The 14,666-nt window shown below is 70.0% G+C and carries 14 protein-coding genes; 8 read left to right on the forward strand and 6 right to left on the reverse strand.

Annotated features, from left to right (window positions below):
- Positions 1-95: 95 nt before the first annotated feature.
- Together ACWGI2_RS28380 and ACWGI2_RS28385 are read left to right on the forward strand one after the other, a co-directional pair.
- Positions 96-2,324: a phosphotransferase gene (locus ACWGI2_RS28380; RefSeq protein ID WP_453698367.1), complete on the forward strand. Its 2,229-nt coding sequence runs from the start codon at positions 96-98 to the stop codon at positions 2,322-2,324.
- 60 nt (positions 2,325-2,384) lie between these two features.
- Entirely contained in the window at positions 2,385-3,227 is an 843-nt protein-coding gene (locus tag ACWGI2_RS28385; protein ID WP_453400772.1) for a hypothetical protein, read from the forward strand.
- A gap of 24 nt (positions 3,228-3,251) precedes the next feature.
- Here ACWGI2_RS28385 and ACWGI2_RS28390 read toward each other — a convergent pair whose 3' ends face one another.
- Positions 3,252-3,998 (reverse strand): ABC transporter permease, encoded by a 747-nt coding sequence (locus ACWGI2_RS28390; protein WP_453698368.1) that lies wholly within the window; start codon positions 3,996-3,998, stop codon positions 3,252-3,254.
- The gene (locus ACWGI2_RS28395; RefSeq protein WP_453698370.1) at positions 3,991-4,947 is read right to left on the reverse strand and encodes an ABC transporter ATP-binding protein; all 957 of its coding nucleotides are present in this window, start codon (positions 4,945-4,947) and stop codon (positions 3,991-3,993) included. Before ACWGI2_RS28395 ends, ACWGI2_RS28390 begins: the two co-directional genes overlap by 8 nt.
- 136 nt (positions 4,948-5,083) lie before the next feature.
- On the opposite strand from ACWGI2_RS28395, the gene ACWGI2_RS28400 reads away from it, so the two are divergent.
- A complete protein-coding gene (locus ACWGI2_RS28400) occupies positions 5,084-5,890 on the forward strand; it encodes a TetR/AcrR family transcriptional regulator (protein WP_453698372.1) in 807 nt (268 codons plus the stop codon).
- 55 nt (positions 5,891-5,945) lie between these two features.
- Here ACWGI2_RS28400 and ACWGI2_RS28405 read toward each other — a convergent pair whose 3' ends face one another.
- The gene (locus ACWGI2_RS28405) at positions 5,946-6,632 is read right to left on the reverse strand and encodes a TetR/AcrR family transcriptional regulator (RefSeq protein WP_453698373.1); all 687 of its coding nucleotides are present in this window, start codon (positions 6,630-6,632) and stop codon (positions 5,946-5,948) included.
- A gap of 84 nt (positions 6,633-6,716) precedes the next feature.
- Between ACWGI2_RS28405 and ACWGI2_RS28410 the strand changes: the two genes are divergently transcribed.
- The 3 genes from ACWGI2_RS28410 to ACWGI2_RS28420 all read left to right on the forward strand — a co-directional run bounded on the left by ACWGI2_RS28410 (position 6,717) and on the right by ACWGI2_RS28420 (position 10,085).
- A complete protein-coding gene (locus ACWGI2_RS28410; protein ID WP_453698375.1) occupies positions 6,717-8,807 on the forward strand; it encodes a HelD family protein in 2,091 nt (696 codons plus the stop codon).
- Positions 8,808-8,869: 62 nt separating this feature from the next.
- Positions 8,870-9,184, forward strand: coding sequence for an ArsR/SmtB family transcription factor (locus tag ACWGI2_RS28415; protein ID WP_453698376.1), 315 nt, complete (start codon positions 8,870-8,872; stop codon positions 9,182-9,184).
- A 34-nt stretch (positions 9,185-9,218) separates the two neighbouring features.
- On the forward strand, positions 9,219-10,085 hold the full coding sequence (locus ACWGI2_RS28420; RefSeq protein WP_453698378.1) for an SRPBCC family protein: 867 nt from the start codon (positions 9,219-9,221) through the stop codon (positions 10,083-10,085).
- 43 nt (positions 10,086-10,128) lie between these two features.
- Here ACWGI2_RS28420 and ACWGI2_RS28425 read toward each other — a convergent pair whose 3' ends face one another.
- Positions 10,129-11,604: a peptidoglycan D,D-transpeptidase FtsI family protein gene (locus ACWGI2_RS28425; protein WP_453400764.1), complete on the reverse strand. Its 1,476-nt coding sequence runs from the start codon at positions 11,602-11,604 to the stop codon at positions 10,129-10,131.
- A gap of 110 nt (positions 11,605-11,714) precedes the next feature.
- Positions 11,715-12,611: an NAD(P)-dependent oxidoreductase gene (locus ACWGI2_RS28430; RefSeq protein WP_453698379.1), complete on the reverse strand. Its 897-nt coding sequence runs from the start codon at positions 12,609-12,611 to the stop codon at positions 11,715-11,717.
- A 130-nt stretch (positions 12,612-12,741) separates the two neighbouring features.
- Between ACWGI2_RS28430 and ACWGI2_RS28435 the strand changes: the two genes are divergently transcribed.
- Positions 12,742-13,713 carry a GlxA family transcriptional regulator gene (locus ACWGI2_RS28435; RefSeq protein WP_453698876.1) on the forward strand — a complete coding sequence of 324 codons (972 nt, stop codon included), beginning with the start codon at positions 12,742-12,744 and terminating at the stop codon, positions 13,711-13,713.
- A gap of 11 nt (positions 13,714-13,724) precedes the next feature.
- On the forward strand, positions 13,725-14,222 hold the full coding sequence (locus ACWGI2_RS28440; protein ID WP_453698381.1) for a pyridoxamine 5'-phosphate oxidase family protein: 498 nt from the start codon (positions 13,725-13,727) through the stop codon (positions 14,220-14,222).
- A 23-nt stretch (positions 14,223-14,245) separates the two neighbouring features.
- Here the strand turns inward: ACWGI2_RS28440 and ACWGI2_RS28445 are convergent, their stop codons facing one another.
- Entirely contained in the window at positions 14,246-14,662 is a 417-nt protein-coding gene (locus ACWGI2_RS28445) for a VOC family protein (RefSeq protein WP_160505818.1), read from the reverse strand.
- Positions 14,663-14,666: the final 4 nt, after the last annotated feature.

Below are 14,666 nucleotides of genomic sequence, written 5' to 3' on the forward strand. Positions count from 1 at the left end.
CCACTGATTACCGCTCCCGCGTCGTGCGTGCCCTCACGCGCCACTAAGGTGTGCATCACTTTCGCCTTCCTCGCGTGACTATTCAGGAGCGGCCCGTGGTCGTGCCACCTTCGTCCCATACCGAGCCCCAGGTATGTGCGGAGAAGCACGAAGCCCGTGATGTGTACGACGCGTTTGTCGACCATGCTCTGCGGCACGGGACGGTAAGCGGCGGCCACCACAACCGGAACTACGTGCTTCCGCTGACGGATCCCATGGCCGAGCTGGTCGACCGCTTTCCCGGGCGGGCGGTCACCGTGCGGCTGCGGCGGCAGGACGCGCTGCCGGTCGTCATCCGGACCTGGCAGGACGAGTCGGCGATCCTGCGGGCGATCAAGGGCGTACTGCCTCACGTGCCGGAGTGCCTGGCCAAGCGTGGCGATTCCGCGGTGCACAGCTATGTGGAAGGCGTGCCGCTCTCCAGCATCTGCCAGAACGGCAAACCGGTCGACTCCTTGCTGATCAAGGCCCTGGCCGAACTGCTCGCGCAGATGACCCAGGTGCGCAGGGAATCGCTGCCTCGGCTGCCGGCGGACTGGCCCCGTATAGACAAGGGCGGTCCGACCTTCCTGCGGACCCTCGCGCATCTCGCGGAGTCGCAGATCCGCCAGCCCAATTGGCCTGAGTTCGGCGGCCTTTTCGCGGCCCTCGGCATTCCCGACGACGCGCTGCTCAGGCTGGCCGAGCGCGCCCCCAGCATGGCCCGCCGCCCCTACAGCCTGCTCCACACGGATCTGCACCGCGACAACGTGATCGTCTCGTACGGCGGCGAGCCACCGCTGATCTGCGTGGACTGGGAACTCGCCACCTACGGTGATCCGCTGCACGACCTGGCCACCCACCTCGTCCGCATGCGGTACCCGGAAGATCAGTGGGTCGAGGTCATCGACGCCTGGGCGGAGGCGATGGAGGCCTGCAAGCCCAGGGCGGTCAACGGACTGTCCCGGGACCTGGACCATTACGTTGCCTTCGAACGCGCACAGTCCGTCTATCCGGACGTCATGCGCGCCGCCCAGTCGCTGGGTGACTCGCCCGACCAGAAGAGCCTCGACCAGGCCGCCCGCGTGGTCCGCGACGCACTCGAAGGCGCGGCCGCTCCCCTCCAGTTGCCGGCAGTGCCGGACGAGGAGGAGATCCAGCGGGTCCTGTTCCGCTGGCGGGCCGCCCGCTTCGGGGGACGGGCCGAGGGGGTCCGGCAGGTCACCCCGATCTCGTGGGAGCCGAACGAGCGCGTGCCGGAGCACCCCGCGTTCCCCCGCTCCGCCGTATTCGAGGCGCTGATCGCCGAGGGGGCCGCCCCGGCCTCCCGGGTCTTCAAGGGGACGGCCCACCTCAACACCGTGGTCACAGTGGCCGGGATCAAGTTCCCGGTCGTGGTCCGGCGCAAACTGAACTCGGCCGAGCGCCGCGAACGCAGCATCCTCAGCGAGCACGCGGTGCTGAGGGCCATCGAGACGTCGGGCGAGCCGGTGCGCGCGCCCCGCGTACTGGCCCTGGGCGTCAGTCACCTGAAGGACGAGTTCGCGATCCACTCCTACGAGGGGTCAGGCTCCGGCGAACTGCCCCCCGCGCACCCCGTGGACGGACTGCGCCCCGCTGAGGCCGACCACCTGGTGGACCAGATGGGCGCGTTGGCCCGCATCGACACCCAGCAGCTGGACCCCACGATCAACAAGGCCAACTTCTACCCGTGGCTCTGCGACGAACTGGCCCGCCTGGTCGGGGATCTGCCCAAGCAGTCACAGAAGCTGGCCAGGGAGCTGGGCCTGCCGGACAGCTTCCGCCTGTGGGAGCTCCTGAGTCGTCATCGACTACAGCCACGCCGACCGGCCCTGCTGCACGGCGACCTCAACCCCTGGAACCTCGTTCGTCACGACGATCGCACTGGACTCACCGTCATCGACTGGGAGATGGCGATGATCGGCGACCCGCTGTACGACCTGGTCCGCCACATGCATCTCACGCCCGCCCGCCCCGGGATCAGACAACGCATGTTCGACCGCTGGAGGAACTGCCTCCCGGAAGAGTGCACGGCGGGATGGAAGGACGACTGGCCCGTCTACCGCTGGATCGAGGTGGTCCGTTCCGCCTACGTGGACCTGGACCGCCTCGTCACCGGCACGAGCCTGGACGCCCCCAATGTGCAGCGCGCCGTGGACTCGTTCGCGATGACGCTGGCGGCGGCGACGGCCTCCCTGGGGCTCCGGCCCAGCCCGACGGCCAATCCCTATCTTGCCCGGGCGCTCCCGCACGGTCAGCATGGAGCGATGAGGGCGATGCCGTAGAGGCATGCTCGGGGGAGGGCTCTCGTGGCCGGAACAGTGAACGGGGCAGCGGGCAGTGGCTTGAGCGCATGGCTTCGTCGATACCGGGCCCGGTACGAATCGGGCGTCACGCGTGTCCTGCTGCTCGGCATCTTCCTGACCGGGCTGACCGCGCAGTTCGTGAAGCCGGTCGGAGACGCTCTGGAGGGCCAGGCGTTTCTGGGCGGGGCGCTGCTCAGCCTGGTCGGGTACGTGCTGTACGACGCTGTCCAGGAGCTGACCGTCTCGGCAAGGCCTCCTGACCGGGGCCTGGTCAACTCCCGTGATCTGGGCGGACTCGTGGGGGAGGCCTTCCACTCCAGGAAGGTGGAGATCTGCTTCCTCGGCTACACGGGCGAGACGCTCTACAACGAGCTGTATCACCGGCTCGAAAGCCTTCTGGACGACCCGGGGCCCACAAAGCGGGTGTCGATCAGGATGCTGATACCCGACTTCGGCCGTGAGATGGCGGTGCCCTCGCGGGTCGGCGTCGACGGGAGGCCCGTCGACTATCCCGAATTCCGGGCGAGGCTCGAGGCCAAGTGCCGTGAGTACGACCAGATCCTCTCCCGGCTCGCGGACCGGCTGACCGCGGGCGGCAGGGTGACGGTGCAGTGCGAGTACCGGCTGTACAACGGGGATCCGCGGGACAAGGTCTGCATCTTCAACAAGGAACTGGTGCTGTGCGGTCTCTACGACGTGGTCGCCACCATGTCCTTGCAGGATCCCGACTGCGAGGTCTATGACCCCAAGGGCTACAACACGGACCTCGCCATCCGTTCCCGCAAGGAGGGGACGGCTGCCGCCGAGACGGCTGTCGCCACGCAGATCAGTCACTTCGAGGGCGTGTGGAGCCTGGCGGCGACGCCTTCATGGCGCCAGTGAGCCGCCGCCTGGCGGATCAGGGGGTCACGCGGTCCGCCTCCTGAACAAGAATCCCGAGGCCCCCACCGATGCGGCCAGGATTCCCGCGCACCAGGTCAGGGCTATCCAAGGGGTGGCGCCTACCGGCTGGTTGAGCAGCAGGCCTCGCAGGGATTCGATGACCTGGGTCACCGGTTGGTTGTCGGCGAAGGCCTGGAGCCAGTCGGGCATGGTGGATGTGGGGACGAAGGCGCTGCTCGGGTACGGGAGGAAGCTCACGAAGAACGTGAAGCCGCCTGCCGCTTGGGCGGACTTGGCCAGGAGGCCCGCCATTGCCGAGAGCCAGGACAGGGCCAGGATGAACGCCAGGAGGACGGCTGTTGCCGCGAGCCAGCCGGACAGGGTCGCCGTCGGGCGGAAGCCGATCGCGAAGGCCAGGGCCAGGACCAGGGAGGTGGCGAGCAGGTTGCGGGCCACCGAGGCGAAGACGTGGCCCGCCAGGATCTGGGCGCCACCGATGTCCAGGGAACGGAAGCGGTCGATGATGCCGCCCTTCAAGTCCTCCGTCACCGCGATCGCCGTGTTCGACGAGCCGAAGCCGGCGCAGAGGAGGAGGACTCCGGGGACCACGTACGTGACGTACGACCGGGTGTCCGTCTTGATCGCGCCGCCGAAGAAGTAGACGAAGATCAGCAGGAGCATCACCGGGAGCGCCATCGAGGTGATCAGGGCGTCCACGTTGCGGCGGCTGATGCGGATCGAACGGCCGGTCATGATCAGGGCCTCAGACATGGGTAAGCCTCTTCGACGGGCTTGTGAGGGTCAGGAAGACGTCGTCCAGCGTCGCTGTGTGGAGCTTGAAGGTCGCGAAATCCGTGCACGTCGGGTCCAGGTCGTCCAGCAGGGCTCGTACGCCTCCTGCCGTGCCGTCTGTCGGGAAGCCGAGCGTCAGGGTTTCGGGGGAGTGGTGCGTGGCCCGGTCGGTCAGGCGCAGATAGGCCTCCCGGGTGGTGAGCGTCGCGTCCAGGCGGTGGCCCGGCAGCAGGGATTTGAGGTCCGCGGGGGAACCTTTCGCCGCGATCTCCCCTTCGTGCAACACCGCTATCCGGTCCGCCAGTTGGTCCGCCTCCTCCAGGTACTGGGTCGTCAGGAAGACCGTCGTGCCCTGTGCCGTGAGGTCGCGTACGACCTCCCACATCTCCTGGCGGCTGCGCGGGTCCAGGCCCGTCGTCGGCTCGTCCAGGAAGATGACCTCGGGGTCGCCCACCAGGCCCGCCGCCAGGTCGACGCGGCGGCGCATGCCTCCCGAGTACGTGCGGACCAGGCGGTCGGCGGCTTCCGTGAGGCCGAAGCGGGCCAGCAGTTCCGCGGCCCGTGCGCGGGCCGCGGGGCGGGACAGGCCCGCGAGCCTCGCCATCATGCGGAGGTTCTCCGCACCGGTCTGCGTCTCGTCGACCGCCGCGAACTGGCCGGTGAGGCTGATCGCGCGGCGGACCTCGCGTCGTCCCGTACGGATGTCGTGGCCCGCGACCCGTGCCGTGCCCGTGTCGGGAGTGGTGAGCGTGGTGAGGATGCGGACGGCTGTCGTCTTGCCGGCGCCGTTCGGGCCGAGGAGGGCGAAGACGGTGCCGGGTGGGACGTGGAGGTCGATGCCGCGGAGTACGGGGACGGCTCGGGGGCCGGAGCCGTAGGTCTTGGTCAGGGCTTTTGCCTCGATGGCTGGGGGTGACGGGGGTGGCATGGGTTCTCTCCCTGTGGCGTGGTGTGGTCGGGTCTCGCCGATCTATTGCGTATGGCCTACGCATTACTGAGTAAGGGTTACGCAGAACTACGATGTGCGTCAAGCACGGCAGCTCAGGAGGAGGCGGAGGCGGATCATGGCGGCAGACGGCGAAGGCGAAGGCGAAGGCGAAGGCGAAGGCGCGGGCGCGGGCGGCGGCGCGGAGGGCTCGGGGCTTTCCGCGAGCCTCGAAACCGCCTGGGGGCTGCGCGAGCGGCCGTCGAAAGGGCCCAAGCCCGGCCTGAGCCTCGATCGCATCGTCGACGCGGGCATCGCCATCGCGGCCTCGGAGGGGATCGGCGCGGTCACCATGGGGCGGGTCGCCAAGGCGCTCGGCGTCTCGCCGATGTCCCTCTACCGGTACGTCTCCGCCAGGGACGAGCTGTACGTCCTCATGCAGGACGCGGCGACCGGGGCTCCGCCCGAGATGCCGGCCGGGATCACCGGGTGGCGGGCGCGTCTGGAGTGGTGGGCGCGGGCCCAGCGCGAGGTCTTCCGGCGCAACCTGTGGCTCGTACGCATCCCCATCACGTCACCGCCCGCCTCGCCCCACTATCTGGAGTGGGTGGAGCAGGGACTCGCGGCGCTCGACGACTGTGGCCTGGAGGAGGGGTGGAAGCTCTCCGTGCTCATGCTGGTGGGCGGGTTCGTGCGGAACGAGGTCACGCTCATGGCTGATCTGGACGCGGCGATGAGGGCGAAGGGGCAGGAGCCGGACGAGGCGATGCGTCGGTACGCGCGCACCATCGACGCTCTGATCTCGACCGACCCCGAACGGTTTCCGGCGCTGCGGCGGACCCTGGAGGCGGGGGTCCTCGACGTCGCGGACGCCGAGGACACGGAGTTCGAGTTCGGGATCGAGAGGGTGCTCGACGGGGTGGCGGTGTTGGTCGGGGAGCGGTGAGGAGCGGCGAGGGGGCGGTTTTTTTTGGGGGGCGGGCGGTGAGGGCAATCGGCTCTCAGGCGTACCGCGCCAGCCCCGACCGCAGCTGCCCGAAGGCCCGGTTCGCCGCCGTCACCGCCTCCGGCCACACCGCTTCCGCGCTCTCGCCCGCGTCCATCCGGCGCCAGTTCTCCAGGGCGAGGATGCGCTGTACGGCGATGATCTGGCCCGCGGCCAGCCGTGCGGCCAGGGCGTCGTCGGGCCGAGGCCCCGCTGCCCCCGGCTCGCTCAACGCCTCGCCCAGCGCCCTCTCCGACCGCTCCTGATACGCGTACAGCCGCGCGACCAGTGACGGCGTCCCGTACAGCAGCCGGTGGAAGGCGAGTACGTGGACGTTGTCGCAGAGGCCGGTCACCGGGTCCTGGCGCTCCAGGCCGTCGAGGAAGTGGCGCTGCAGGGCGTCCAGAGGAGAGCGCTTCGCGGGGCGCTCGGCCACCACCCGTGCCGCCTCGTCCACGTGGTCGGCGAACCGGTGGAGTACCAGGTCCTCCTTGGTCGGGAAGTACCGGAACAGGGTCGGCTTCGAGATGTCGGCGGCCGCCGCCACCTCCGCCACCGGCACCTTCTCGAAGCCCTTCTCCAGGAAGAGCGCGATCGCCGCGTCGGAGACCGCCTCGTACATCCGCTGCCGCTTGCGTTCGCGCAGGCCGGGGCTGCCGCCAGAGCCTGCGGCAGTGCCCGTGGCCGCTTCTTCGTCCGTCATGGCGGGAGCCTACCGCACCAGTGATTCGTGGTTACGAATTTAACTCGGTAACTAACTTAACTCGGTTACATTATTCTTGGTCGTATGCCATCGCCTGACACGACCCCACTCGACTCGGCCCTCGCCCAAGAACGCCGCTACCACGACACGTGCCGCACCGCCCTCGACCGCATGGTCGACGGCGCCGAGGAGCAGGTAATCCACGGAGCCGACGTCTCCGCGTCCGGCGCAGACGCCGAAGTCCTCGGCTACCAGTTCCGCAGCCACGCCAAAGCGATGCGCGAACTCCCCGAAGCGCCCCTCTTCTTCGGCCGCCTCGACTTCGCCGCCGACGGGCCCGAAGCCGTCGAAGCCGGTGATCACCGCGGGCAGAGTTACTACATCGGCCGCCTCCGCGTCACCGAACACCCCTCGTCCCCGCCCCTCGTCGTCGACTGGCGCGCCCCCGTCTCCCGCGCCTTCTACCAGGCCGGAGCCCGAGACCCCCAAGGAGTCGCCGTCCGCCGCCGCTTCGGCTGGGCCCCCGGCAGCAAGGGCGACTCCGCCGACCTCACCGGCCTGGAGGACGAGCCACTGGCCGACGGCGAACCGGACGCCCCGGTCACCTCACCCGCCCCCAGCAGCCGCATCCTCGCCGGTGAGATCGAGCGCCCCCGCGTCGGCCCGATGCGTGACATCGCCGCCACCATCCAGCCCGAGCAGGACGACCTCGTGCGCGGTGAACTCGCCTCGTCCGTGTGCGTCCAAGGCGCGCCCGGCACCGGCAAGACCGCCGTTGGCCTGCACCGCGCCGCCTATCTCCTCTACACCCACCCCCAGCGCGTGCAGCGCGCCGGGCTCCTCATCCTCGGCCCCAACCGCACCTTCCTCCGCTACATCGCCGAGGTGCTCCCCTCCCTCGGCGAGACCGGCGTGCGCCAGTCCACCGTCGCGGACGAGATCGCCAGGGCCACCACACCCGTGCGGGCCCAGGGCGACGAGGCAGCGGCGCGCGTCAAGCACGACGCCCGGATGGCGGCCGTCCTGCGCCGCGCGCTCTACTCGCGCGTCACGCCGCCCACCAACTCCCTTGCGGTGCCGGATGGTTCGTACACTTGGCGGGTCGCGCTCGACGACCTGGAGCGGATCATCGCGGACGTGCGCGCCGAGGAGCCTGCGTACGCCGTCGGCCGCGAACGCGTGCGCACCCGTGCCGTCCGGCACATCCAGGAGCAGGCCGAGCGCCGCGCGGGCGCCGTGAACAACGCCTGGCTGCAGAAGATCTCCCGCGCCCGCTCCGTCTCGGCCTTCGTCGACGAGGCCTGGCCGAGGGTCAAGCCGGAGGAGGTGCTCGCCGCCCTGCTCGCGGACCCGGAAGCGCTCGCCGCCGCGGCCGACGGCATCCTCGACGCCGCCGAGCAGCGGGCGATCCGCTGGACCAAGCCCCCGCGCTCGTACAAGTCGGCGAAGTGGTCCGCCGCCGATGTCGTGCTCCTTGACGAGATCGGCGGGCTGCTCGAACGGCCCGAGGGCTACGGCCACATCGTCGTCGACGAGGCCCAGGACCTCTCCCCGATGGAGGCCCGCGCCATCGCCCGCCGCGCGGACTTCGGCTCGCTCACCGTCCTCGGAGACCTCGCCCAGGGCACCACCCCGTGGGCCGCCCGCCGCTGGCCCGAACTCCTCGCCCACCTCGGCAAACCCGACGCCTCCGTCACCCCTCTGACCATCGGTTTCCGCGTCCCGAAAGCCGTCGTGGGCCTGGCCAACCGCGTACTCGCCTCGCTCGACGTCGACGTACCGCCCGCTCGATCGCTGCGTACGGACGGTGAGTTGAGGATCCGGGAGGTGCGGGCCATCGACATCGCCGCCGCCACCGTCGACGCGGTGCGTGGCGCGCTCGCCCGCGAGGGCTCGATCGGCGTCATCGCCGCCGACACCGACACCGCCCGGCTGCACGCGGCCCTCACCGAGGCCGGCATCGAGAGCGCGGGCCCGGACGACCTGGGCGCGCGCGTGACGGTGCTGCCCGCGTCCGTGGCGAAGGGTCTTGAGTACGACCACGTCGTGGCCGTCGAGCCCGCCGCCATCGCGGAGGCGGAACACCGCGGGCCCAGCCGCCTCTACGTCGTCCTGACCAGGGCGGTGTCCCGGCTCGACGTGCTGCACAGCAGGCCGCTGCCCTGGGAGGAGTGAGCTGCATACGGACACCGGTGCATGCTGTTGCGGGTATATAGCCACAGGGTTATGTTCGGAGTGTGCCCATACCGTTCGATGTACTCGCCGAGCCGAGCCGCCGGAAGATTCTCGATCTGTTGCTAGAGCGTCCCCACCTGGTCGGTGAGCTCACCGAGCGGCTCGGCCTGAGCCAGCCCGGCACGTCCAAGCACCTGCGGGTCCTGCGCGACGCGGGCCTTGTGCGGGTGCGGCAGGACGCGCAGCGCCGCTGGTACGAGCTGCGGCCCGAGCCCCTCGCCGAGCTCGACGCGTGGCTCGCGCACTACCGGCACCTCTGGGCGGGCCGGCTCGACGCCCTCGAACGGCACCTCGACGTCATGGACGGCGAGTCCTGAAGAACCCCCTCCTGAGCATGGACGGTGACTCCTCATGAACCCGCACTCCGACACCCTGAGCCCCGATGAGGAAGGCGGACACAGCGTCCTGCGGATGGAGCGCCGCCTCGCGCACCCGCCCGCCACGGTCTGGGCCGCGATCACCCGGCCCGAGCACCTCGCCCAGTGGTTCCCCTCCGAGGTGACCCTGGAGCTGCGGCCCGGCGGCGCGATGGGCTTCCACTTCCCCGGCGACCAGGGCCCCGGCATGACCGGCGAGGTCACCGACGCGGAAGAGCCACGCCTCTTCGCCTTCAGCTGGGGCGACGACCACCTGCGCTGGGAGATCACCCCGGACGGTCCCGACGGCCGTGGCTCGCTCCTCACCCTCGTCCACACCTTCGGCGACCGCTTCGGCGCCCCGAGCTTCGCCGCGGGCTGGCAGCTGTGCATCTCGGCGCTCGGCCAGTTCCTGGACGGCGGGCAGGCCGAGGTGAGCGCGGACGCGGGTGAGCTGCACGAGGCGTATCTGGAACAGTTCGACCTCGGGCACGGGCAGATCACCGACGACGGCATCCGTTTCGAACGTCAGCTGGTGCGGCCCGCGGACGCGGTGTGGGCCGAACTCTGCGCGGGTGAGGTCCCGTTGGTGGGCGACACGGCTCCCGACGGATTCCTGGCGGACGGCGTCTCCGCGGGTCCTGTCACCGCGCTGCTGGCTCCGGTGTCGCTCACGTACGCCGTGCATCCCAAGGGTGAGGTGCGCTGGGAGTTCGGCGAGGGGACGGGGTACGGCACGCGGCTCGTCCTCACGCAGACCGGGCCCTTCGAGGGCGCCGACGGCGAGGCGGCTACTGGCGAGGCGCTCGCCGCCTGGCATGCGCGGATCGAACGGCTGGCGGGGCGGCTCCTGGAGGGATGACGGACACAGCTTGCGGGGCAGCTCCTGGAGGCTGACGGGCGGCTCAGTCGGCGAGCACGGCCTCCATCACCGCCTTCGCGATCGGCGCCCCGAGCTTGCCACCGGCGATCTCCGAGCGCGGGATGTCCATGTCCTTCGGGTCGACGAACACCGCGACCGCGACCGGCGAAGAGCCGTCGTCATTCTTGGCGTACGAGACGAACCAGGCGTACGGCCGCTCGTCGTTGACGTTCGAGCCGTGCTGGGCGGTGCCGGTCTTGCCGCCGACCGTGACACCGTCGATCCGCGCCTTGTTCGCCGTGCCCTCCTCGACGGTGTGCTCCATCATCTCCTGCACCTTGCCCGCGGTGTCCTCGGAGACGGCCTGGCTCAGTTCCTGCGGCTTGCCCTTCTCGATCGTCGTGAGGTCGGGGCCGCGCAGCTCCTCCACCATGTACGGCTTCATCACCTTGCCGTCGTTGGCGAGGCCCGCCGCGACCATCGCCATCTGAAGCGGTGTACTGGTCAGGCTGCCCTGGCCCATGCCGGTCAGGGCGGTCTGCGGCTTGTCGAGGTCGTCGGGGTAGCTGCTCGCGGACGCGCGCACGGGGATGAACTGCTGCTTGTTGAAGCCGAACTTCTCCGCCGTCTCGCGCATGTCGTCGTCGCCGACCTTGAGCGCCGTGTCGAGGAAGACGTTGTTGCACGACCACTGCATGCCGACCTTCAGCGAGGCCTTGTCACAGGGGGCGCCCGGGACGTCGTTGCCGATCGTCGTCGAGCTGAGCGGCAGTTTGTAGGGGGCCTTGGCGTCGGTGCGGTCGTCGATGTCGTCGATCACACCGTGCTCCAGGGCGGCCGCCGCGGTGAGGATCTTGAAGGTGGATCCGGGCGGGTAGATCTCGCGGAGCGCACGGTTGGAGAGCGGCTTGTCCTTGTTCTTGCTGAGCCGCGTGAACTCCTTGCCCTCCTTCTCCGAGATCCCGGCGAAGACGGAGGGGTCGTACGAGGGGGTGCTCGCCAGCGCGAGCACCTTCCCGGAGCGCGGGTCGAGCGCGACGACCGCGCCCCGGGCGTTGAGGTCCACAAGGCCCTGGTAGGCGGCCTGTTGGGCCTTGGGGTCGATGGTCGTAATGACGTCGCCGCCCTGGCGCTTCTCGCCGGTCAGCATGTCCAGGGTGCGGCGGATGAAGAGGCGGTCGTCGTCGCCGCTGAGCACGTCGTTCTCGACGCCCTCCAGGAAGGTCGCGCCCTGGGCCTGCGAGAAATAGCCGGTGACCGGCGCGTACATGGGGCCGTTCTTGAAGACCCGCTGGTACTTGAAGTCGGTGCCGCTGACTTCCTTCGAGCCGGTGATCGGCTTGCCGCCGACGATGATGTCGCCACGGGGGTGGGAGAAGGCCTCGATCTGGACACGCCGGTTCTTGTCGTGCTTCGCCAGCGACTCGCCCTCGGCGAACTGCACCCAGGTCGCGCGCAGGAGCAGCGCGAGCGTGAGCACCCCGCAGAAGACGGCGATGTGGCGCAGCGGCTTGTTCATCCGGTCCCCCCTAGACCCGTGACGCCCGGGCGGACCCGTGACACCCGGACACGACGACGCTTCATCATGCGCCCGGGTGCACGGTTCTCCGCCCTCTTGTTGCCGAATGGTCACACTCGGGTCGGGTCCCGCCGCTCCCCTCGGAGCACCTCGATGACGCTCGCGTAGCTGTCGGAGCCGTGCCCGGCGGCACGCGCCCGCTCCATGGTGGCCTTCAGGAGTTCCGGCAGGGCGTTGTCGATGCCGCGGTCGGCCGCCGCGTGGATGAGGTGTTCGATCGTCGTGATCTGTACGTCTACGGTGGCGTCGTCGCCGGGATAGCGCCCGGCGTCCACCTGGGGCGCGTAGGTCTCCAGGAATCCGGCGACCGCGTGCCGCATCCAGCGGATGGCGACGGGCGTGAAGTCGGTGGCCTTGGTCGCGTCCGCGCCGACCAGGGCCGTGCCGTGCAGCCAGCCGGTGAACGTGGACCACATCAGGCCGAGCAGGGCGACGTCGTAGAGGGAGGCGCGGCCGGGTTCCGCGCCCAGGTACAGCGGATCGCCGAGGGCGGCGAGGGTGGGGCGATGCGCCTCGAACACCTCGGCCGAGCCGCTGTAGAGGAACATCATCTCCGGGTTCCCGACCCCCGGCGGCGTGGTCATGATAGCCCCGTCGAGATAGCCGAGCCCGAGGGAAGCGGCCCACGCCGCCGCCTTGTCGGACTGCTCCGGGGAACCCGAGGTGAGGTTCACCAGGGCCTTGCCCGCGAGGGATCCGGCAGTGGGGTCCATGACGGCGTACAAGGCGTCGTGGTCGAGAACGCAGGCGATGATCAACGGGCTTGCGGCGACGGCCTCTTCGGGAGTGGCGGCGAGCCGGGCGCCCCGGGCGACGAGGGGCTCGGCCTTGGCGGGGGAGCGGTTCCAGACGGTGGTGGGGTGGCCGTGCTCCAGGAGGGTGGCGGCGAGGGCGGTGCCCATGTTGCCGAGGCCGATGATGGTGACGGGGGTCTTGTTCTCTTCCATATGGACCACGCTCGCAGCGGGCGGCGGCGCCGGACAGTGACAGGGGTGACGGCGGCCACCAAATTCCTGCCACGCGCTGCCATGGCCCGGGGCGGCCTAGTCTCACCGTATGAGCGCTGGTTCCGTGGCCTTGGTCGTGACCGAGGAGATAGCGATCCCGTCGTGGGATCTGTACGAACTGAGCATCCCCTGCACGGTGTTCGGGAAGCCACAGCCCGATCTGTCGGACCACTGGTACGACTTCCGGCTGTGCAACGCGTACGAGGGCGAGGGCGAGGGTGGGTCCGGCCCCGGGGTCGGTCTGACGGTGCGTACCCCGCACGGCCTTGACGACATTGTCGGGGCGGACACGGTCATCGTCACGTCCGTGCCGGACGCCTGCGTGGAGGAGGGCCGCCCGCTGCCGGAGGGCCTGGTGGCGGCGCTGCGTCGCGCGTACGACGCCGGAGCCCGCATGGTCTCCCTGTGCACCGGCGCCTTCGCGCTCGCCGATGCGGGGCTGCTCGACGGCCGCAGGGCCACCGCGCACTGGATGCACACGGCCCAACTCGCCGCGCGCTATCCGAAGGTGGAGGTCGATGACTCCGTTCTGTACGTGGATGACGGTGACGTCCTGACCAGCGCGGGCGTGAGCGCGGGCCTCGACCTGTGCCTCCATCTGGTCCGCCGCGACCTGGGCGCGCACGTGGCCAACCAGCTGGCCCGCCGCATGGTCGTCCCCGCTCACCGCCCTGGCGGCCAGGCCCAGTTCATCGACCTCTCCGTTCCGCCGACGGACGACGAGGGGCTCGGCCCCGTACTCGACTGGGCGCGCGCCCGCCTCGACCGCCCCCTGACGGTCGACGACTTGGCGCGCCGAGCGGCGATGAGCCCGCGCACCCTCTACCGCCGGCTCCAGGCCGCCACCGGGACGACGCCGCTCCAGTGGCTCCTGAACCAGCGCCTGGCCCGCGCCCAGAGCCTCCTCGAATCGACGGCCGCCCCGATCGAGAAGATCGCCGAACTGAGCGGCCTCGGCACGGCGAACAACCTCCGTCACCATTTCCTCAAGCAGGTGGGGGTGTCACCGGGGGACTACCGGCGGGCGTTCGGTGGGGCTTAGGGTCGGCGATCATGCAGAACACGGAGAACCCGCAGAACACGCAGAACACGCAGGTCACCGAGCCCGCTCGTCGTGAAAGCGCGGAGCGCAGGCGCGAGACGCTGGAACGCCTCGACCGGGAACGGGACTTGTGGCTGTCGACGGCCCATCCGGAGCACGGGCCGCATCAGGTGCCCCTTTGGTTCCGGTGGGACGGCCTGGCTCTGTGGATGTGCACCGGCGCGGCTTCCGTGACGGTCCGCAACGTGCGGAAGGAACCCCGGGTACGCCTCTCCCTGCCGGACACCGCCGATGTGGTGCTCGTACAGGGCGAGGCGGAGTGCTTCCCGGCTCAGGACGTCCCGCAGGATGCCGCGGACGGGTTCGCCGCCAAGTTCGGCTGGGACCCGCGCAAGGAGGAGAACCCCTTCGTCTACCTGCGCGTGACACCGCGCACGGTGCGAGCCTGGCGCGGCGAGCACGAGCTGAGCGGCAGGGTTCTTATGCGTGACGGGGCATGGGTGGCGTAACCGGGGCTCTCTCTCCTTCTCGCCTACTTCTCGCGCGGCTGGTTGATCCGCAGCATGTTCCCGGCGGGGTCGCGGAAGGCGCAGTCGCGGACGCCGTACGGCTGGTCCATCGGCTCCTGAAGAACCTCGCCGCCCGCGGAACGGACCCGCTCGAACGTGGCGTCGACGTCGTCCGTGCGGAAGATGACGCCGCGCAGCATGCCCTTGGCCATCAGCTCGGCCACGGCCTGCCGGTCGGCATCGGTGGCGTTCGGGTCCGCGAGCGGCGGCTCGATGACGATCTCGACGTCCGGCTGCGAGGGCGAGCCGAGCGTCACCCAGCGCATCCCCTCGAAGCCGACGTCATTGCGTACTTCGAGACCGAGCGCGTCGCGGTAGAAGGCGAGCGCCTTGTCGTGGTCGTCGACGGCGATGAAGCACTGCGCGAGTTTGATGTCCATGCGT

It is taken from the genome of Streptomyces sp. NPDC054866, from assembly GCF_053610745.1.